General features: G+C 64.6%; 16 protein-coding genes. 11 read left to right on the forward strand and 5 right to left on the reverse strand.

Going from position 1 to position 21,209, the window contains the following annotated elements; translation table 11 throughout:
* Positions 1-203: 203 nt before the first annotated feature.
* The 6 genes from AC54AG_RS02430 (at position 204) to AC54AG_RS02455 (ending at position 7,520) form a co-directional block, all read left to right on the forward strand.
* Positions 204-1,196 (forward strand): sugar ABC transporter substrate-binding protein, encoded by a 993-nt coding sequence (locus tag AC54AG_RS02430; protein WP_456150849.1) that lies wholly within the window; start codon positions 204-206, stop codon positions 1,194-1,196.
* 96 nt (positions 1,197-1,292) lie between these two features.
* Positions 1,293-2,252, forward strand: a complete 960-nt coding sequence (locus AC54AG_RS02435; protein ID WP_496629408.1) for an ABC transporter permease — start codon at positions 1,293-1,295, stop codon at positions 2,250-2,252.
* A 5-nt stretch (positions 2,253-2,257) separates the two neighbouring features.
* The gene (locus AC54AG_RS02440; RefSeq protein WP_496629409.1) at positions 2,258-3,049 is read left to right on the forward strand and encodes an ATP-binding cassette domain-containing protein; all 792 of its coding nucleotides are present in this window, start codon (positions 2,258-2,260) and stop codon (positions 3,047-3,049) included.
* A complete protein-coding gene (locus AC54AG_RS02445; RefSeq protein WP_496629410.1) occupies positions 3,042-3,497 on the forward strand; it encodes an RbsD/FucU family protein in 456 nt (151 codons plus the stop codon). Before AC54AG_RS02440 ends, AC54AG_RS02445 begins: the two co-directional genes overlap by 8 nt.
* Before the next feature lie 44 nt (positions 3,498-3,541).
* Positions 3,542-6,169, forward strand: a complete 2,628-nt coding sequence (locus tag AC54AG_RS02450) for a GH32 C-terminal domain-containing protein (protein WP_496629411.1) — start codon at positions 3,542-3,544, stop codon at positions 6,167-6,169.
* Positions 6,170-6,272: 103 nt separating this feature from the next.
* Entirely contained in the window at positions 6,273-7,520 is a 1,248-nt protein-coding gene (locus tag AC54AG_RS02455; RefSeq protein WP_496629412.1) for an ROK family transcriptional regulator, read from the forward strand.
* Between the two features lie 29 nt (positions 7,521-7,549).
* Here AC54AG_RS02455 and AC54AG_RS02460 read toward each other — a convergent pair whose 3' ends face one another.
* From AC54AG_RS02460 to AC54AG_RS02470, 3 genes are read right to left on the reverse strand one after another with little or no spacing between them, the layout of a single operon-like run.
* A complete protein-coding gene (locus AC54AG_RS02460; protein ID WP_070301383.1) occupies positions 7,550-8,074 on the reverse strand; it encodes a GNAT family N-acetyltransferase in 525 nt (174 codons plus the stop codon).
* Positions 8,071-8,589 (reverse strand): GNAT family N-acetyltransferase, encoded by a 519-nt coding sequence (locus tag AC54AG_RS02465; protein WP_034747283.1) that lies wholly within the window; start codon positions 8,587-8,589, stop codon positions 8,071-8,073. The genes AC54AG_RS02460 and AC54AG_RS02465 overlap by 4 nt, the downstream gene beginning before the upstream one ends.
* 36 nt (positions 8,590-8,625) lie before the next feature.
* On the reverse strand, positions 8,626-9,900 hold the full coding sequence (locus tag AC54AG_RS02470; RefSeq protein ID WP_496629413.1) for an amidohydrolase family protein: 1,275 nt from the start codon (positions 9,898-9,900) through the stop codon (positions 8,626-8,628).
* Between the two features lie 380 nt (positions 9,901-10,280).
* Here AC54AG_RS02470 and AC54AG_RS02475 point away from each other — a divergent pair, with 380 nt between their 5' ends.
* The 4 genes from AC54AG_RS02475 to AC54AG_RS02490 all read left to right on the forward strand — a co-directional run bounded on the left by AC54AG_RS02475 (position 10,281) and on the right by AC54AG_RS02490 (position 17,092).
* Positions 10,281-11,141, forward strand: a complete 861-nt coding sequence (locus AC54AG_RS02475) for a phasin family protein (protein WP_496629414.1) — start codon at positions 10,281-10,283, stop codon at positions 11,139-11,141.
* Positions 11,142-11,307: 166 nt separating this feature from the next.
* Positions 11,308-13,059: an ABC transporter ATP-binding protein gene (locus tag AC54AG_RS02480; protein ID WP_496629415.1), complete on the forward strand. Its 1,752-nt coding sequence runs from the start codon at positions 11,308-11,310 to the stop codon at positions 13,057-13,059.
* On the forward strand, positions 13,049-14,857 hold the full coding sequence (locus AC54AG_RS02485) for an ABC transporter ATP-binding protein (protein ID WP_496629416.1): 1,809 nt from the start codon (positions 13,049-13,051) through the stop codon (positions 14,855-14,857). The genes AC54AG_RS02480 and AC54AG_RS02485 overlap by 11 nt, the downstream gene beginning before the upstream one ends.
* Positions 14,858-15,040: 183 nt before the next feature.
* Complete coding sequence (locus tag AC54AG_RS02490; RefSeq protein ID WP_319990848.1) at positions 15,041-17,092, forward strand: sensor domain-containing diguanylate cyclase; 2,052 nt, start codon at positions 15,041-15,043, stop codon at positions 17,090-17,092.
* Positions 17,093-17,123: 31 nt separating this feature from the next.
* On the opposite strand, the gene AC54AG_RS02495 is transcribed toward AC54AG_RS02490, so the two are convergent.
* Positions 17,124-17,456: a hypothetical protein gene (locus AC54AG_RS02495; RefSeq protein WP_034747273.1), complete on the reverse strand. Its 333-nt coding sequence runs from the start codon at positions 17,454-17,456 to the stop codon at positions 17,124-17,126.
* A gap of 137 nt (positions 17,457-17,593) precedes the next feature.
* On the reverse strand, positions 17,594-18,874 hold the full coding sequence (locus AC54AG_RS02500; RefSeq protein ID WP_319990847.1) for a cytochrome-c peroxidase: 1,281 nt from the start codon (positions 18,872-18,874) through the stop codon (positions 17,594-17,596).
* A gap of 163 nt (positions 18,875-19,037) precedes the next feature.
* On the opposite strand from AC54AG_RS02500, the gene acpA reads away from it, so the two are divergent.
* Positions 19,038-21,158 carry an acid phosphatase gene (gene acpA, locus AC54AG_RS02505; RefSeq protein ID WP_496629417.1) on the forward strand — a complete coding sequence of 707 codons (2,121 nt, stop codon included), beginning with the start codon at positions 19,038-19,040 and terminating at the stop codon, positions 21,156-21,158.
* Positions 21,159-21,209: the final 51 nt, after the last annotated feature.

The following is a 21,209-nucleotide window of genomic DNA, read 5'->3' on the forward strand; positions in this document are numbered from 1 at the left end:
AGTTTTCAAATACTATTTTTCAGCAAAACGGCCTCCATGCCGACCGCGATGGGCTGATCTTTTTTACCACACACAATATATAAAGCCGCTTGATTTATTAATTAGCCGGGCGTATATTTGGCTCGGGCACCGCATTGACGGCCGCCCCCAGGCCGAGGCAATCGCCTCCCGGTAAAAAATAAATAGATTCTGGAGACAACACAATGAACGTCAAACAATGCATCGCACTGGCTGTCCTGACGGCAGCCGGCGGCGCCGCCATGGCCGAGGAAGCAATCGTCGGCCTGATCACCAAGACCGATACCAACCCCTTCTTCGTGAAGATGAAAGAAGGCGCGCAGCAACGCGCGAAACTGAAGGGAGCCAAGCTGTTGACGGCGGCCGGACGCGCCGACGGCGACAACGCCGGCCAGGTCACGGCGATCGAGAACATGGTGGCCGCCGGCGCCAAGGCGATCATGATCACCCCGAGCGATTCGAAAGCCATCGTGCCGGCCATCAAGAAGGCGCGCGCGGCCGGCGTGCTGGTGATCGCCCTCGACAGCCCGACCGAGCCGCAGGACGCCACGGATGCACTGTTCGCCACCGACAACTACAAGGCTGGCTTGCTGATCGGCCAATACGCGAAAGCCGCCTTCGCCGGCAAGCCCGTCAAGATCGCCATGCTGGACTTGTTCCCCGGCCATCCGGTGGGCATAGCCCGCCACAACGGTTTCCTGGCCGGCTTTGGCGCGCCGGGCATCAGCGCCAAGACGGTCGGGCCGGCGAAAACCGCCGACGTGGTGTGCATGGCCGACAGCTTCGGCGACCAGGGCAAGGGCCAGACGGCGATGGAAAACTGCCTGCAGAAAAATCCCGACATCAATCTCGTGTACACCATCAACGAACCGGCCGCTGCCGGTGCCTACAAGGCGCTCAAGGCCGTGGGCAAGGAAAAGAACGTGATGATCGTTTCGGTCGACGGCGGCTGCGCGGGCGTGCGCGACGTCAAGGCCGGCGTCATCGCGGCGACCGCGCAGCAGTATCCGCTGAACATGGCAGGCCTGGGCGTCGAAGCCGGCGTCGAGTACGCCAAGAACGGGAAGAAGGCCAGCGGCTACGTCGACACCGGCGTCACCCTGATCAGCGACAAGCAGCAAGCAGGCATCGAGAGCCGCGACACGGCGTTCGGCCTGAACTCCTGCTGGGGTAAATAAATCCACGCAGGCGGCCACGTTCGGCAAGGCTGCGTGCCTTGCCGGCGCGCGGCCGCCTGCGCGCCTCCTTTTTCCCCTCTTGAATATGGATAACAGATGCGTTCCACCATCCCGACATTTATGCCGCCGCTCTCGGCACTGGGCCCGGTCATTGCCCTGCTCGCCGCCTGCGTGTTCTTTGCGTCGCAAAGCGACCGCTTCCTCAGCAGCCAGAATTTTTCCCTGATTTTGCAGCAAGTCATGGTCGTCGGCATTATCGCCATCGGCCAGACCCTGATCATCCTGACCGCCGGCATCGACCTGTCCTGCGGCATGGCCATGGCCCTGGGCTCGGTCATCATGACCAAATTCGCCGTCGACCTCGGCATGAACCCCTATCTCGCGATCGGGTGCGGCATCGCCGTCACCGTGCTGATCGGCTTCATCAACGGCGCGCTGGTGACCTCGATCAAGCTGCCGGCGTTTATCGTCACGCTGGGCACGATGAACATTGCCTTCGCCGTCACGCAGCTGTATTCGCAGGCCCAGACCGTCACCGGTCTGCCGGAAGCGATGGGATTTTTCGGCAACACCTTTCAGCTCGGCCAGGCCACCTTTACCTACGGCACCGTGCTGATGCTGGGCATGTACGTGCTGACCTGGCTGTACTTGCGCGAGACCGCGCCCGGCCGCCACCTGTACGCCGTCGGCAACAATCCGGAAGCGGCCCGCCTGACCGGCATCGCCACGAATAAAGTCTTGTTGGGCGTCTACATGATCGCCGGGATGTGCTACGGCATCGCCGCGCTGATGTCCGTGGCGCGCATGGGCGTGGGCGACCCGCAAGGCGGCCAGACCGACAACCTCGACAGCATCACCGCCGTCGTGCTCGGCGGCACCAGCCTGTTCGGCGGGCGCGGCTCGATCATGGGCACCCTCGTCGGCGTGCTGATCGTCGGCGTGTTCCGCAACGGCCTGACCTTGATGGGCGTGTCCTCGGTGTACCAGATCCTGGTGACGGGCATCCTGGTCATCCTGGCCGTGGCCACCGATCAACTGACACACAAGAAAGGTTGATAAGCATGACAACGCATGTGCAACCGGTATTCCAGGCCCGCGGCCTGGTCAAGCGCTACGGCAGCGTGACCGCGCTCGACGGCACCGATTTTGACTTGTTGCCGGGAGAAATACTCGCCGTGATCGGCGACAACGGCGCCGGCAAGTCCTCGCTGATCAAGGCCCTGTCGGGCGCCCTCGTACCCGACGAGGGCGAGATGCTGCTCGACGGCAAGCCGATCCATCTGAAGTCGCCGATCGACGCCCGCCGCTACGGTATCGAGACGGTGTACCAGGACCTGGCCGTGGCGCCAGCCATGACGATCGCCGAGAACCTGTTCCTCGGCCGCGAACTGCTGCGCAAGGGCATGTTGTCGCGCTTCCTGCGCTGCATCGACAAGAAGCGGATGCTGGCCGAGGCGGAAGCCCATATGCGCGATCTGAAAATTGGCATCCGCTCGATGAAGCAAGCCGTCGGCACCCTGTCTGGCGGCCAGCGCCAGGGCGTGGCCGTGGCGCGCAGCACGGCGTTTGCCAAACACGTCGTGATTCTCGATGAACCAACCGCCGCACTCGGCGTAAAGGAGGGCAATATGGTACTGGAACTGATACGCAATGTGCGCGACCGCGGCCTGCCGGTAATTTTGATCAGCCACAACATGCCGCACGTGTTCGAGATCGCCGACCGCATCCACGTGCAACGCCTGGGCAAGCGCGTCGCCGTGCTGAACCCCAAGCACATCAGCATGTCCGACACCGTGGCAGTGATGACGGGCGCGAAGAGCGCCGAAGAATTTCCGGAGGAAGCCCATGCTTAAGGGAATCGATCCGCTGCTCAGCCCAGAATTGCTGAAGATCCTGTGCGAAATGGGCCATGGCGAGGAAGTCGTGCTGGTCGACGCCAACTTCACCAGCCAGACCCTGGGTCAGGGCAAGCCGCTGGCGCGCCTGCCCGGCATCGACCTGCAGCGCGCCAGCGCGGCGCTGCTGTCGGTGTTTCCGCTCGACGCCATGGTCGACCAGCCGGTCGCCTTCATGAAGGTATGCAACACCGCCGACGGCTACCTGTCTGCGCTGCAGCGCACCATGCTCGAGCAGATCGCCGCCACCGGCGCCGCCACGCCCGAGCAATGCGAGGCGGTCGAGCGCTTCGCCTTCTACGAACGCGTCAAGGGCGCCTACGCCATCGTGCAGACCGGCGAAATGCAGCCGTACGCCAATTTCCTGTTCAAGAAGGGTGTGATCAGCGATCCGCTGGCGGGCTGAGAAACGTGCAGCTGGAATAAAACATAAAATATAAGGAGACAACCATGTCAAAGTACTTCCCTGTTCTCGCCTCTTGCCTTGCCACCCTGCTGGTGGGCTGCGGCAGCGATAGCGACAGCACCAGCGGACCGCCCCAGTCCAGCCACCTGGAAACCTACCGTCCCCAGCTCTCATACACCGCCGCAAAAAACTGGCTGAACGATCCCAACGGACTGGTCTACCACGACGGCGAATACCACCTGTTCTACCAGTACAACCCGAACGGCAATACCTGGGGCGACATGTCCTGGGGCCACGCCGTCAGCACCGACCTGCTGCACTGGAACGAGCTGCCCGTCGCCCTGACGGCGGAAAAAGATGCTGGCGGCAAGCTCACGCAAATGTTCTTCTCCGGCAGCGTGGTGGTTGACACCAACAATACCAGCGGCCTTGGCAGCGCCGGCAATCCCGCCATGGTGGCCATCTATACCAGTGTGTATCCGCAAGGAAAAACGCTGGCCAACGGACAGGTGCTCGCCCCCAACACCCAGTCCCAATCGATCGCCTACAGCCTGGACCGGGGACGCACCTGGACGCAGTACGCCGCGAACCCGGTGATTGCCGCGCCACCGGCGCCGTTTGAAACCGAAGGGCAAAATTTCCGCGATCCAAAAGTCTTCTGGTATGCACCGGAGCAAAAATGGGTCATGGTTGCCGTGGCCTCGGAGAAGCACCAGGCGCTGCTGTTCTCGTCCAAAAACCTGCGCGACTGGACCTACATGAGCGCCTTTGGCCCGGCCAACGCGGTCGGCGGCATCTGGGAATGTCCCGACCTGTTCGAACTGCCCGTCGATGGCGACGCCAGCAAACGCAAATGGGTGATGAACATCAACATCAACCCCGGCTCGGTGGCTGGCGGTTCCGGGGCGCATTATTTTGTGGGGAAATTCGACGGCACGCGCTTTGTGGCCGACGCCAACAGCGTGATCGACAAGAAGCCTCCCACGGGCACCGTCTACCAGGACTTTGAAGCGGCCAGCTTCGATGCCACCGGCTGGGCATCGACGGGCGACTTTGCAGGCAAGACGCCCGTGGTCCCCTCGCATGGCGTGGCCGACAACCAGGGCAGCCAGTTGCTCGACACCTACCGGCTGGGCAAGGATGACGGCGCCACGGGCACGCTCACCTCGCCCGCCTTTACCGTGTCCAGCAAGTACATCAATCTGATGGTCGGCGGCGGGCGCCATCCGCGTCTGGCCGGTGCGGGCGACGGCACGGTGCCTGCGGGAACCCTGCTGTTCCCGGGCGCCGGTTTTGAAGGCCCGGCCAATGCCACCTACGCCGACCTGGGCTGGACGCCCGCCGGCGACCTGGTGGGGCAAAAGGTTGCCGCCGGAAGCGACGCCGACCGGCAAGCGGCAGCTGGCAAGCTGGGCGCGGGTGTGTTCAATTCCTTCTTCGGTGCCGGCGACACGCCCAAGGGCAGCCTGACGTCGCCCACCTTCACCATTTCCAGGGCCTATATCAACTTCCTCGTCGGGGGCGGCAACCATCCCTATGACAGCCCGAATCCTGTGGCGGTAGTGCTCAAGGTCAACGGCAAGGTGGTGCGCAGCGCCACCGGGGCGGACTCCGAACTGAACTGGACAAACTGGGACGTGCGCGAGTTCGCCGGACAGCAGGCCCAGATCGTCATCATCGACGACAACGACGGCGCCTGGGGACACATCCTTGCCGACGTGTTCGAGGCATCGGACCAGCCGGCCAAGCCCGTCAGCGATGAAACGACGGTCAACCTGCTGGTCAACGGCCAGGTGGTCAAAAGCGCAACCGGCGCCAATGCCGAAACCCTGAACTGGCGCAGCTGGAACGTGGACGCCTACCGGGGCAAGAGCGCGCAGATCCAGGTGGTGGACAAAAACACGGGCGGCTGGGGCCATATCCTGGTCGACCATATCGTCTTTTCGGACAGCGCCAAGGAAGAGGCCAACTGGCTCGACTACGGCGCCGACTTCTATGCCGCCGTGACCTGGAACGGCATACCCGATGGCAAGCGCATCGGCCTGGGCTGGATGAGCAACTGGGACTACGCTGGCAACACGCCCACCACGCCATGGCGCAGCGCCCAGACCTTCGCCCGGGAATTCACACTGCGGACCATAGCCGGCCAGGTGCGGCTGGTGCAGCAGCCGGTGGACAACTTCAGTACGCTGCGCAGCAAAGCGCTGTACAGCGCCCAGGACCGTTCCGTGGCCGCCGGCGTGCAAACGCTAGCTATCGCCCCCGCCCCGGGCCAGGCCCTGGACATCGTGGCCAAATTCCAACCGGGCAGCGCCACCGGTTTTGGCCTGAAGGTGCGCACCGGCACGAATGGCGAAGAAACCGTCATCGGCTATGACGCGGTAGCGGGCGAGGTCTACATCGACCGCAGCAAATCGGGCGACGCCAGTTTCAACGCCAGCTTTGCCGCCCGCCATACCGCCCCGCTGCCCCTGCGCACCGGCACGGTGGACCTGCGCATCGTGGTCGATACCTCGTCGGTAATGGTATTTGCGGGCAACGAGGTGGTGTTGACCGACCAGATCTTTCCGCAACCGTCCAGCAACGGTGTCGCGCTGTTCGCCGTGGGCGGCGCGGCAACACTGAAAGAGCTGACCATCTGGCCTTTGAAGTCGATCTGGGCCAAGCGCTAAAGCTGCACGGAAGCTCCAGCCATCTGGAGCTTCACTGGCGGGGCGGTGGATATGTAATAAAATGTCCTTCTTTTACGCCTGTAGAAACCGGACCCGCCCCGCCATGTCAGACAGCTTTACCGAAGAGGCGTGCGCGCCGCAAGCAGCCATCGACGATGTTCCATGGCTGCAGCCGCGCGGCTCGAACCAGATGGGCATGAGCCAGTTCAACGAGCGGGTGGTGCTGCAGGCCGTGCGCTTGCACGGCAGCATGCCGAAGGCCGACCTGGCCCGGCTGACCAATCTGAGCACGCAAACGGTTTCCCTGATCATCAACCGCCTGCTGGACGACGGCCTGGTCAGCAAGCGCGCGCCCGTGCGCGGCAAGGTCGGCCAGCCGTCGGTGCCCATCATGCTCAATCCGGACGGCGCCTTCTCGATCGGCATCAAGATCGGCCGGCGCAGCCTCGACGTGTTGCTGGTCGATTTCGTCGGCAAGACGCGCGAGCGCCTGTCGTTCCCCTACTCCTTTCCCGTCCCCGACACCGTGTTCGGCCAGATCGAGTCGGCGCTGAAAAGCATGGCCGTGCTGCTGGGACCGAAGTTGCTGCCGCGCCTGTGCGGCGTCGGCATCGCCGCGCCACTGGGCCTGGGCGGCTGGCAGAATCTGCTCGAGATGGCGCCGGAGCAGGCCAACGCGTGGGACAGCATCGACATCGGCCAGCGCGTGCAGGCGATGACGGCGTTGCCGGTCGAGTTCGCCAAGGACACGGCCGCCGCCTGCGTCGCCGAGCTGGTGCTCGGGCGCGGGCGCAGCATCAAGAACTTCCTGTACATCTTCGTCGACATCTTCATCGGCGGCGGCCTGGTCATCAACAGCCATTTGCACAGCGGCCTGCACGGCAACGCCGGTGCGGTCGGCTCCTTGCCGCTCGGCATGGCCACGGCCGGCGCCAGGCATCCGCCGGGCCAGCTGCTGGGCGACGCTTCCCTGTTCAACCTCGAGCAGTTGTACAGCCTGGCCGGGCTGGACCCGGCCGCCGCCCACGACGGGCGCGCGCTGCAGGAACCGTTCGTCACGCACACCGCAGCCTGGCTCGACGACGCGGCGCGGGCCATCGCACTCACCATCACCAGCGCCACCTGCCTGCTCGACCTGGAGGGGGTGATTATCGACGGCTCCTTCGACCGCGGCCTGCTCGAACAATTGCTGGCCCAGGTCGAGCGCGCCCTGGAATGCTATAGCTGGGAGGGCATCGCCCGACCGCAGGTGCTCGGCGGCACCGTCGGCTCCGACGCGCGCGCCGTTGGCGGCGCCTTCCTGCCCCTGTACGCGCATTTCGCGCCGGACCGCGATCTGTTCCTCAAGTAAAGGTCCTGCCGCGTTGTTTTGTATAGAGATTAAGAAAAACTCTTGCGATAGATATTGATGTCCTTGCCGACGATGGGCTGGCGCGAAAAGCGTTCGAAGCGCAAACCGAGCTTGTTGATCAAGTTGATCGAAGGCTGGTTCTGCGGCGACACGAGGCCATATACGGCCGGCAGGCACAGCACGTCGCGCGCATGGCGCAGCACGCTAGCTGCAGCCTCCCAGGCCAGGCCTTGGCCGCAATACGCGGGCAGCAGCGCGTAGCCGATATCGGGGCCCGGCATGGTGGCGCGCTTGATCAGGCCGCACATGCCGATTGCCACGTTGTCAGCGCGGTGCTCGACGATATAGAAAGAGTAGCCGAGTTCCTGCTGCTGCGCGATCGGCCCCGTTTCCAGCGCCGCGCGCGCCGCGTCCACGGTATGGATCTGACGGTCGCCGATGGTCGCCAGCCAGGTCGGCTCGTTTACCAGCCCGAGGAAAAACGCCGCGTCATCGACGCTGGCGGTGCGCAGACGCAGACGGGGCGTCTCGATCACGGTGACGGCGCCGCTCATGCCGGCCACTGCATCGGGTCGGTCAGCAGCTGGTACATCACGTAGGCGTCGACATAGCCGAGCTGCGCGTGGCGGTAGGCCAGCGGCAAGGTGGCGACCACCGTGAAGCCCAGTTTTTTCCACAAGGTGACGGCGGCCAGGTTGGTACTGACGACGAAGTTGAACTGCATCGCCAGGTAGCCCGCGCGGCGCGCTTCTTCCATGCAGTGCACGCCCAGCAGGCGGCCCACGCCCACGCCCTGCGCGGCCGGGTCGACCATGAACGAGGCATTGGCCACGTGCGATCCATGGCCAGGCTGGTTCGCCACCAGCTTGTACATGCCCAGCAGGCGCTCCGTGCCCATGGTGGCGACAAAGCTTTGTACGCCGGGGCCGAACCAGTAGGCGTGGCACGCTTCGCGCGTGGTATCGGCGGGGAAGGAATACGTGTCGCCGCCGGCCACCAGGGTCTGGAAGATCGGCCACATGGCGTCGAAATCGGCTTCGCTGGCCGGGCGGATATCAATTTCTTTCAAGTCGGTGCTCCCGATAACAAGTGATGGCTGATTGTATCAGCGGCCCAGGCGGAAGTTCACGCTGTCCGGACGCCCCGGCAGGTGCAGGCGCGATTGCGCGCGCGGCGCTTCGCTGACGATTTTCCCGCGCCGCAGCACCAGGCGCCGCGCCGCGCGCAATCGCAGCGCTTCCACGGTGCTGCCGCAATCGAGGATCAGCAAGTCCGCATGGCAGCCGGGCGCGATGCCGTAGCCATCGAGGCCCAGGATGCGCGCCGGCGTTTCCGTCACGGCCAGGAAGCAGTCGTGCATCGCTTGCTGGCCCGTCATCTGCGCCACGTGCAAACCCATGTGCGCCACTTCCAGCATGTCGCCCGAACCGAGGCTGTACCACGGGTCCATCACGCAGTCGTGGCCAAAGGCGACGGGGATGCCGGCGGCCAGCATCTCGGGCACGCGCGTCATGCCGCGCCGCTTCGGATACGTATCGTGGCGCGCCTGCAAGGTGATGTTGATGAGGGGATTGGCGATGGCCGCCACGCCCGCCTCGCGGATCAGGGGCAGCAGTTTGCTCACATAATAATTGTCCATCGAATGCATGGACGTCAGGTGCGATCCCGTCACCCTGCCCTGCATGCCAAGGCGCTGGCTGTGGAAGGCCAGGGTTTCGATGTGGCGCGACAGCGGGTCGTCCGACTCGTCGCAATGCATGTCGACCATCAGGCCACGTTCGCAGGCGAATTCGCACAGCAGGCGCACGGATTCCGCGCCGTCCGCCATGGTGCGCTCGAAATGCGGGATGCCGCCCACCACGTCGACGCCCATGGCGATCGCGCGCTTCAGATTGTCGAAGGCGCCGGGACTGCGCAGGATGCCGTCCTGCGGGAACGCCACCAGCTGCAAGTCGAGATACGGCGCCACCTGCCGCTTGACGTCGAGCAGCGCTTCGACGGCCAGCAGGCGCGGGTCGCAGATATCGACGTGCGAGCGGATGGCCAGCAAGCCACGCGCCACGGCCCAGTCGCAGTACTGCAGGGCGCGGTCCACCAATGCCTGCTGCGTCAATTGCGGTTTCAGCTCGCCCCACAGGGCGATGCCTTCGAGCAGGGTGCCGGAGGCGTTTACGCGCGGCAAGCCATAGCTGAGCGTGGCGTCCATGTGGAAGTGGGCATCGACGAACGGCGGCGTGACGAGGTCGCCGGCCGCGTCGATCTCTTGCGCGCCCGTCACGGGCAAGGCGGTGCCGACGGCGGCGATGCGGCCGCCCTCGATGGCGATATCGATGGCGCGGCGCCCGTCGGGCAGGCTGGCATTGCGGATGACAAGGTCCATGCGGACACTCCTTCGGTTGACTACGGTACCTGGTGTTTCGAGTGCATTGCCATCGTATCTTTTCAAGCATGTTGCAGTGCAAGAATACAGTCACTGGCAAAAGCGTAGCCATAGATTCCCTGACAACGCTTTGCGCACGCGCAAACTTACCGCAAATGCTGCCAGGCGCATGAATGGAGCCGGCACGCGGTACACGCCCTTGAGAAAATAGCTTTCAACTAACTCGAATCACCGCTAGAATATTCATATTGCGTTGCATCATAAAAAGTCTATGATCAGCTGTTTAGCACGCTACCTACTTTACAAAACGCGGCCAACTCTGGTTTTCGGGATTTTGCAGAGCGTTTTGCCAGCATTTTAATCCGTACAAAGGAGTAAATATGTTTCCGCTTCCTGAACAATTTTCCAGCGCCGCCAAGTCGCAACTGGAAAGCCAGCTGCAAATCTTCAGCACCCTCACCAGCAAAGTCTTTGAAAGCGCCGAGAAAATCATTGCGCTGAACCTGAACGCCGGCAAGGCCGCCATCTCGCAGACGGCGGAAACGGCGCAGCAGCTACTGGTAACGCAGGACCCGCGCGACTTCTTCAGCTACAGCACCAGCCAGGCGCAACCGAACATCGAAAGCGTGCTGGCCTACAGCCGCCAGCTGTTCGGCATCGCCTCGAGCACCCAGGCGGAATTGCTGGCTTCGGCCAAGGCCCGCCTCGACGAAGCCGCGCCTGTCGCCGCACCCGCTCCTGCCGCAGCCAAGCCTGCGCTGGCAGCTGTACCTGCGCCTGCCGCTGTGCCTGCACCAGCGCCAGCAGCGGCACCAGCGCCCGTTGCCGCCAAGCCTGCCGAAGTAGCCAAGCCTGCCGCCGCGCCGGCAGCCAAACCAGAAGCAGCGCCGGCCAAACCTGCCGAGAAAGCCGCCGACAAGCCAGCCGTGAAAGCGGTGGAAGCCAAGCCGGCGGCCAAACCGGCAGCCAAGCCGGAAGCGGCCAAGCCCGCACAGGCGCACACCGCCGCAGCACCGGCGAAAGCCGCCGCGCCGGCACCGGCCAAGCCAGCTGCAAAGCCAGTTCCTTCGAGCAAACCGGCCGCCAAGCCAGCCAGTGCCGCCGGCAAGACCGTAGCCAAGGCCGCCGTCAAGCACGCCCCTGCGCCAGCCGCCAAGCCGGCAGCCAAGGCAGCGCCCAAAGGCACGCCATCGAAACAGCTCGACATGCTGGGTGGCGCTAAAGGCAGCGGCCGCAAGTAAGCCTCGCGCGCACCACTGACGCAGCAAAACAACGGGCTACGGCCCGTTTTTTGCGTGCCCGTCCACAGCGCGCTTTTCCGCCTTGTTGTATCCTACGCGTACTTTCCGTCCGCGTGCCCGTCCTTCCGCCCCGCGACACCCCATTACTACAAAACAAAAGGTAACCATGAGTTTATCGAGGCTCATCGCCGGCTTCGTGCGTCAGCATTGGCCGGCGTATGCCGCCGCTGCCGTCATGCTGACAGGCGTGGCAACACTGAACGTCTGGATTCCGCGCCGCGTGGGCGCCATCATCGACGCGCTGGCCGCCCACCGCATGACGGCGGCCGAACTGTGGCTTGAACTGCTGACCCTGCTCGCCGTCGGCGTCGTCATCTACTTCCTGCGCGTGGGCTGGCGCATCACCCTGTTCAAGGCCGCCTACCAGCTGGGCGTGATGCTGCGCACGCGCTTCTACACGCGCATGTCGCAGCAGGGCGCGTCGTTCTACCAGAACCAGCGCACGGGCGACCTGATGGCGCTGGCGACGAACGACATCGACGCCATCGAAATGGCCGCCGGCGAAGCCATGCTGGCCGGCTTCGACGGCACTTTGACCCTGCTGATGGTGCTCGGCATCATGCTGCTGGGCGTGGACTGGCGCCTGGCCTGCATCGCCCTCTTGCCTTTCCCGCTGATGGGACTGGCCTTCTGGCGCATCTCGAGCCATATCCACACGGCGTCGACGGATTCGCTGAAACGCTTTTCCGCGCTGAACGACCATGTGCAAGAGTCCTTGTCGGGCGTGCGCACCTTGCGCGCGCTGGGCCTGGAAGAGCGCAGCAGCAAGCAGTTTTCCACGCTGGCCGGCCACGCAGCCAACGCCAGCCTGACGGCGCAGCGCTGGGAAGCGGCGTACGAACCGGCCGTCGGCCTGACCCTGACGGCCGCCACGGCGCTGACCCTGGGCCTGGGCGGCTACCTCGTGTGGCAAGACCAGCTGACCATCGGCGCGCTGACAAGCTTTTCCATGTACCTGGGCCAGCTGATCTGGCCCATGTTCGCCGCCGGCTGGGTGCTCTCGCTGATCGAACGGGGCCGCGCCGCCTGGCAGCGCTTGCAGCCGATGCTGGACGCGCCGCTGGCCATCGACGACCACGGCACCATCGCCACGCTCACGCCCGGCCCCCTGCAATTGCAGGACGTCGGCTTTGCCTACGCGGGCCAGACGGCGCCGGCCCTGTCCGGCATCTCGCTGCGTTTGCAGCCGGGCCAGACCCTGGGCTTGGTGGGCCCGACGGGCAGCGGCAAGTCGACCCTGCTGCGCGTGCTGCTGCGCCAGGTGACGCCGCAATCAGGCCAAGCCACGTGGAATGGCCAGCCGCTCGACGCCTACACCCTGCACGCGCTGCGCGCGGCCATCAGCTGGGTGCCGCAAGAGTCGTTTTTATTCTCCGCCACCATCGCCGACAATATCGCCCTGGCCCGCCCCGGCGCCACGCGCGAGGAAGTGGAACGGGCGGCGCAGCTGGCCGACATCCATGCCGATATTTTGCAGTTCCCCGATGGCTATCAGACGCACGTGGGCGAGAAAGGCATCACCCTGTCCGGCGGCCAGCGCCAGCGCGTGGCGATTGCCCGCGCGCTCTTGGCCGACAACGGCTTGCTGCTGCTCGATGATGCGCTGTCCGCCGTCGACACGGGCACGGAAACGCGCATCCTGCAGCACCTGGAAGAACTGCGCGCCCGCCGCCCCGAGCGCAGCGCCATCATCGCCAGCCACCGCCTGAGCGCCGTCGTCAACGCGGACCTGATCCTGGTGCTGCGCGACGGCCACGTCACGGAAACGGGCAACCACGACGCGCTGATGCAGCGCGACGGCTGGTATGCCAGCCAGTGGCGCTATCAACAACTGGAGGCCAGCCTCGATGCCATCTAAGACAGTACAAACAGATACAGCCACCCAATCCGTGCGCCGCCAGGCCGCGCAAGCGATCGGCCTGCTGCGCCGCGCCGCCGCGCCCGACCTGCGCCATTTGTATTGGGCCACGTTCTGGCTGATCATCGCCGCCGCCCTCGAAGTGACGGGACCGATCCTGGGCAAGGCCCTGATCGACCAGCATCTGCTGCCGCGCCACCTCGACTGGACGCGCATGTCATTGCTGCTGGGCGGCTGCCTGCTGACGGGCTGGGTCGCGTCCGGCCTGCGCTATCTGCAGCTGGTGCGCCTATCCGGCCTGGCCATGCGCTCGGTGCAGCGCCTGCGCGAAACCGTGTACCAGCACGTGCTGCGCCTGCCGATGAGTTTTTTCGACCGCGCCATCACGGGGCAGCTGGTCAGCCGCGTCACCAACGACACGGAAGCCGTGAAATCGCTGTACGTGCAGGTGCTGTTCGTCATCCTCGACAGCTCCATCGTCCTGATCGGCACGATGGCCGCCATGGCTTTTCTCGACTGGCGGCTGATGCTGATCGTGCTGGCCCTGCTGCCGGCCGTGCTGGTGATCGTCTTCCTGTACCAGCGCTGGAGCGCGCCGGCCGTCACGCGCGCACGCGCCCTGCGCAGCGAGATCAACGGCCAGATCGCCGAATCGATCGGCGGCATGAGCGTGCTGCAGGCGAATAACGCGGAAAAGCGCTTCGGCGCGCGCTTCACGGGCATCAACCAGGACCACTACACGGCGCGCATGCAGGAATTGCGCGCCAACGCCTGGCTGCTGCGCCCCGCGCTCGACATGCTCAACATCGTGCTGCTGGCCGTCGTCATCTTCAGCTTCGGCCGGCGCGAGATGGGCGCCGTGGAAGTGGGCGTGCTGTATGCGTTCATCAGCTACATCGCGCGCGTGATCGAACCGCTGATCCAGATCACGATGCAGTTCAGCCAGTTGCAGCAGTCAGTGGTGGCCACGGCCCGCGTCTCGGCCCTGCTCGACGAGGCACAGGCGCTCGAACATGCGCAGGGGCGGGAAACTCCGGCCCTGCGGCAGGCGCAAACGGGCAGCGAGCTGCCCGCCGTCGACATCAGGAAGCTGACCTTCGCCTACGTGGAAAACCAGCCCGTGCTGCACGAGCTGTCGCTGACGATACCGCAAGGTGCGTTTTTCGGCATCGTCGGCCACACGGGCAGCGGCAAGTCGACCCTGCTGTCCTTGCTGCTGCGCTTTTACCCCGTCACGCAGGGCAGCATCGCCATCAATGGCGTGGCCCTCGACAGCATCGACAACGAGCACTTCCGCGCCGACGTGGGCCTGGTGCCGCAAGACCCGTTCCTGCTGGCCGCCTCGGCGCGCGAAAACATCGACATGGGCCGCGGCTACACGCAGGCACAGATCGAGACGGCCGCGCGCGCCGCGCATGCGCACGACTTCATCGCGGCGCTGGAACACGGCTACGACACGCCGCTGGGCGAAGGCGGCTCGCGCCTGTCGTCGGGGCAGAAGCAACTGATCGCCATTGCCCGCGCGCTGGCCGGCCAGCCGCGCATCTTGCTGCTCGACGAAGCGACATCGCGCATCGATAGCCAGACGGAGCAGATCGTGCAGCTGGCCCTCAACGAGTTGCGCGGCAAGGTCACCATCATCGCCATCGCCCACCGCCTGTCGACCATCCGCGAGGCCGACCGTATCATCGTGCTCAATCACGGCCGCATCACGGAAGCGGGGCCGCACGACGCCCTGATGCAGATCGAAGGCGGCCTGTACCAGCGCCTGTACCTGCTGCAGCAGCTGGCGCAGTAGTAGCGCCTTGTCAATGCCGGCTGTGTGCACTTTCGCAAATTTCTGCGGTGCGCATGATATTTCTTGATTGCAACAGAATATAATCTGTTACAGACAGGTGGTCATTGCGGGAGCGGGACGTTGGCAGGCAGACAGAGACGGGCATCATGGCGAAAGGCGCATTGGCTGCTGGTATTGGCCTGCATGCTGCCGCCTGCCGCGCATGCCCAGGCCGGCAGCAACCTCGAGGAGTATCTGACCGCCGTGCGCGACGATGGCCGCTTCGTGCCCGCGCGCGCCCTGCAGCGCCTGCAAGAAGTCGAGACGCAGGCGCGCAGCGCCCCCTTGCCCGTACGCGCGGAATTCCTGACCCAACTGAGCCACGCCCGCATGCGCCTGGGGCAGAATGATATCGCCATGCAGCTGGCCGAAGAGCTGATCGCCTACGCCCGCCTGAACAAGAGCGACGTGGCGCTGGCGAAAGGCATGCTCAACAAGGCCTACATCACGTTTGCCCGGAACGAGCGCCGCGCCTCGCACCTGCTGGCCTTTGAGGCGGAAAAGATCGCCAACCGCACGGACGACCTGCCCGTGCGCGTGCAGGCGGCCATCAGCGCAGGGCAGTCGTGGGCCGAGGAAGGCAATTTCCCGTTTGCGCTGACCAAGCTGCAGGCGGCCGTCGACCTGGCGCGCCAGAGCAAATCCCCGTCCAGCCTGGCCGCCGCCCTGAATGCCCTCACCCTGCTGTACACGCAGATGCGCGAATACGACAAGGGGTTCGAGGTGCTCGACGAATTGCTGGCCGTGTCCAGCACCCTGGCGTCGCCGGGCCGCATGGCGCAGGCGAAGAATACGGAATACGGGCTGGCGCTCGACGCGCGGCAGCCGCGGCGGGGCCAGCGCGCCCTGCTGGCGGCCCTGGCGCTGGAACGCCAGCTGGGCGCGCGCGGCATGGTGGCCGTCACCCTCGTCAATCTGTCGGACAGCTACCTGAAGGAAGACGACTACGGGCAAACCTTGCGCTACGCGAATGAAGCCATCACGGCGGCGCGCCTCGTCAACGATGAACAGGTGGAGGCGACGGCAAGGCTCAATATCGGCCAAGCGCTGATCGGCCAGGGACGGTTGCAGGAAGGCAAGCAAAGCGTGGCCACTGGCCTGGCCTACTACGAACGCACGGCCAACCAGCCGGAAATGCAGGCCGTGCTGCTGGAGTACGGCATGGCGCTGGAAAAGGCGGGCGACCTGCGCGGCGCCGTCACGGCGTACCACCGCGAGCGCGGCATTTCCAACCAGCTGTTCGAAAAGCAGCGGCAAAAGGCCGTGTATGAGCTGCAAGAAAAGTATGAGGCGGAAAAGAAACAGCGCCAGATCGAACTGCTGAGCCGCGAAAATCAGCTGAAGAGCACGGAAATCGACAACCGCCGCCTGCAGCAGCGCGTGTGGTGGCTGCTGGCGCTGGTACTGGCCATGGCGTCCGCCATCGTCGGCTTGCTATACCGCAAGGTGCGCCACGCGAACGTGCAGCTGAAGGTGAAAAACCAGGAACTCAAGCGCCAGAGTTCGCGCGACCCGCTGACGGCCCTGTACAACCGCCGCCATTTCCAGGAATTCATGCGCAGCCATGCGGGCAAGCCGCAGCCATCCTATGCCGGCGGCGATGTCGTGGGCGCGCTGTTCCTACTCGATGTCGACCATTTCAAGCATATCAACGACGGCTACGGCCATGCGGCGGGCGACCTCGTGCTGACGACGATCGCCGAAACCTTGCACGACGTGTTGCGCGAAACGGACATGATCGTGCGCTGGGGCGGCGAGGAATTCCTCGCCTTCCTGCCGGCCGTCGCGCGCGACGGGCTCGACGACATCGCACGGCGCATCCTCAACGGCATGGCGGCGCAAAGCATCGACTACCAGGGGCAGGCCATCCAGGTGCACGTGTCCGTCGGCTTTGCGCCTTATCCGCTGGCGCCGCTGGGACGGCCCCTCACGTGGGAGCGCAGCGTCAACCTGATCGACATGGCGCTGTACCTGGCCAAGGCGCACGGGCGCAACCGGGCGTATGGCTTGCGCGGTTTTCGGCAGGTGGAAAAAACGACACTGGAAGCGGTGGAGCAAGACCTGGAACGCGCATGGCGCGACGGCTTTGTCGATTTGAGCGTGGTGCTGGGGGGAACGGACGGGATGGACAAGACAGGGACGACCGTATCAGGCGGCCAGGCCAGCGAAGGCGTCGCCGCAGCCGCCATCACCTGACGGCAGCTGCGGGGCGCGCTGATGACGACGATTACTTGTGCGCGGCGTCCTGCATCTTTTCGCCGGCTTTTTCCACTTTCTTGCCCACGGCATCGGCCGCTTCGCTCATTTTCTTGTCCGCGTCAGCGGCGACCTGGTCCATCTTGGCGCCCGTATCGGCAGCGGCCTGGCTCACGGCGGCGTCGGCCTTGGTAGCGGCATCCTTGATGTCGGCTTCAGCCTTGGCGGCGGCCGCATCGATCTTCTGGCCAGCCTGTTCCGCAGGACCGGCGGCGGCGACATCATCCTTCTTCTGGCAGGCAGCCAGTGCCACAACCATCATCCCGGCGGCGCACACGGTCATCCAATTTTTGCTTGCTTTCATGGTATTCCCTTTCGTTGTTATCAAAAGACACAGATCAGTTCGCAATATACACCTGCCTAAAATTTTCTAGCGTGCGCTAACGCACATAAAAACAGGCTTTTGTGGCGTAGTTGTAAGCAATGGTATCTTGATATCTTTTAGCCATGTTTTCCCTGTGCCGGGCGAGGTTCCCGATAGCCATCCGTCAGGGTGTGCAGGAAGGCGATCACGTCGGCGATCTCCCTGTCGTTCAGGGCTGGCGCCTGGCCCGGCTGGCGGTCGAACGGCGCTTCCACGTTCACGTTCGCCGCCAGGCCGGGCGGCAGGTCGTCGTATTTGCGCACCTTGCCGTTTTTATCCATCGGATACCATTTTTGCGGCGCCGTATCGCGCTGCACGTAAAAGCGCAGCACCTGCTCCAGGCTGGTAAAGCTGCCGTTGTGGAAAAACACCTTGCGCAGGGCGACGTTGCGCAGGGACGGTGTCTTGAAGCTGCCGCAGTACTCCTTATGCGCCATCAAGTCGGTGCGGTCCGGGCCGCACAAGCCCATGTCGAAGTACGCGGGGTCCGCGTTGACAGGCAGCTTGCCATTGCGCGGCACACCGATATTGATCAAGCCGTAATCGGTAAACTGGGGAAAGGCGCCGCCGGAAGTAATCTCGCTGATGTGGCAGGACGCGCAATTGCCCTTGCGTTCATCGTTGAACAGGGCCAGGCCGCGCGCTTCCTGCGGACTCAAGACGGCCTGCTTGCGCAGCACGGCGTCGTACTTGCTCGTATATGGATAGAAGTCCAACGGGCTTTCCTGGAACACTTCCAGCGACATCAACGCCCAGCGCAGCGCCTGGCCCGGCTGCGCGAAGATATCCGCGCCATACGTCTGGCGGAACTGCGCCGCCAGGGGGCCGGCCTGCAATTTGGCGACGACGGCGGCCGCATCGCGGTTGCCCATTTCGCGTTTGGAGAGCAAGGGCGCCAGCGCCTGCTCGTGGCCGGACTGGGCGCGGCCATCCCAGTTGCGCCCGCCCGTGGGCCCCGCGTCGACGCTGTCGTCGCCATCGTCGTCGTGATAGTGCTCGGTGAAGGCGGGCGCCGTCTGCAGGTAGCGCAGCGAGGGCGCGGCGCGCGTGCCCGCATCTTTTAGCTCTGGTCCCCCCAGCTGCACCGCCAGCCCATTCGGCGGGCCATACGCGTGCTCGGGACTGTGGCAGCTGGCGCACGACATTTTTCCTGAGACAGACAGGCTGGGCTCGAAAAACATGGCCCGTCCCATGGCCGTCATCTGGGCCACGGAAGGCTGGCGTTGCAGGGTGGGCGCGTAGGCGCCCGACAGATAGGCGGGCTTGGCGACGGCTTCTTTTTGCGCTGCAGGATGGCAGGCGGCCAGCAGACAGGCGGCCACGGCGGCAAGCAGCAAGGTGGAGTTCGTTTTCATCATGGGCTGGCAGCGTAGCAACGGCATGTGACAGCTGCGTGACAAAACCCTGCAAAACCTAATGTATCAAGTCCGTACATTACGTCATGTAACAGGGACTGACATGTCACGCAGCTGACATATTGCCTGCCTAGCATGCGACGTTTTCCACCCAAAAGGCATGCACATGAAACCGTACTCCCGCCCCGTCTTACGTCCCCTGCCTATCTTGCTGTCGCTGGGCCTGGCCGCCTGCGGCAGCAACTATGCGATCACGCCCAGCACCACGGGCCAGGTGATCGGCAGCTACTATGAAAACGCCCAGGTATGCCTGGAAAGCGCCAGCGCCAAACTCACGTGCGACAGCGCCTCCAGCCCCGTGCGCACGGCCGCCGACGGCAGCTACACCTTGGACGGCCAGGGCGCCGTGCTGGTGACCATCGGCACGGACGCGATCCGCCATGAAGTCGTCGGCGACGCAGGCACCAAGGTCACGCAAAAACTGCTGCTGCGCGCCCCCGCCGGCCACAGCGCTTTCGTCAGCGCCCTGTCGACGGAACTGGCGCAAGTCATGGATGGCAATGGCGGCGACTTTGCATCCGCCAGCGGCAAGCTGGCCGCGCGCATCGGCGTGTCCGAAGCGGGCCTGGCGTCGGACTTCAACAAGGCCAGCGGCGACGAGCTGGCGAAACTGAAGGCGGAAAACGCCAGCGTGACGGCCTTGATCGCCAGCGCCAGCACGCAGGCGGCGCCCGCCGATATGCTGGCCGCACTGAATAGCAGCTTGGCGCTGAACAATATCCAGACCATCGTCGTCATCTATGCGGAAAACCGCGGCTTCGACAATCTGTACGGCCTGTTCCCGGGCGCGAACGGCGTACCGGGCGTCAACCCCACGTCAAGCGCCGCCTATGTGCCGCAGAAAGACATCGACGGCAGCACCCTGCCCGTGCTGCCACCCACCTGGGGCGGCATGACGGCGGCCGGCCAGAGCACCGTCATCACGCAGGCGCAATCGGCCAACCTGCCCAACAAGCCGTTCCAGATCGACGACGCCAGCAGCCCGCTGTACCTGCCGCAATCGGTGATCACGCGCGACCTGGTGCACCGCTTCTACAACAACCAGATGCAGATCAACGGCGGCGCCAACGACAAGTTCGCCGCGTATTCCGATGCGGGCGGCCTGTCGATGGGCTATTACGACGGCAGCAAGATGCAGCTGTGGGACATCGCGAAACAATATGCGCTGGCCGACAACCTGTTCATCGGCGCCTTCGGCGGCTCCTTCCTCACGCACCAGTACCTGATCTGCGCCTGCGCGCCCACGTATCCGAACGCCGACACGTCGGTGGCGAAAGGCTTGATCGCCAAGATCGACGTCGACGCCAACGGCAACTTCGTGCGCCTGACGCCATCCGCCACGGCGCCAGGCACGGTCTTGAACGGTGCGCCCGCCTATGCCAACGACGGCGCGCTGACACCGGCCGACAGCACGGGCATGTTCTACGCCGTCAATACCATGCAGCCGCCGTTCCAGCCCAGCAGCAACGCGCCCGCCTCGGGCGACAGCAGCAAGCTGTATGCGGACACGGGCAAGGCCAACACCCTGCCGCCGCAAACGCAGACGAATATCGGCGACCTGCTCTCTGGCAAGAACATCGACTGGGCCTGGTATGCGGGCGCCTGGAAGGACACGACGGCCCTGGCCACGGCCAGCGCGCGCGCCGGCAGCTTCCCGAATCCGCCGAACTTCCAGTTCCACCACCAGCCGTTCAATTACTTTGCCAACATGGACCCCGTAAAGGCGCCCGCCTACCGCGCCGCCCACCTGCGCGACTTCGACAGCCAGTTCCTCAGCGACGCGGGCGCCGGCAAGTTACCGCCCGTGACCTTCTACAAGCCGCAGGGCAATTTGAACCAGCACCCGGGCTACGCCAGCGTGGCCGACGGCGATGCGCACATCGCCAGCGTCATCGCCCAGCTGAAGAAAAGTCCGCAATGGAAAAACATGCTGGTCATCGTCACCTACGATGAGAACGGCGGCTTTTATGACCACGCCGCACCGCCGAAGGGTGACCGCTGGGGTCCGGGCACGCGCGTGCCGGCCATCCTCGTCTCGCCGTACGTGAAAAAGGGCTTGGTCGACCATACGCAATACGATTCGGCCTCGATCCTGCGCGCCATCACGCACCGCTTCGCCCTGCCCGTGCTCGATGGCTTGAGCACGCGCGACAAGGCGCTGGTGGCCAATGGCGGCAAGCCGATGGGCGACTTCAGCGCCGCGCTGGCGCTGGTGCCGCAAGAGTAAGACTGAGTAAGGCTGAAAAATTCGCCCGCCCGGTTTGACCGCGGCGGGCGT

Source organism: Janthinobacterium sp. BCJ23 (genome assembly GCF_059617945.1).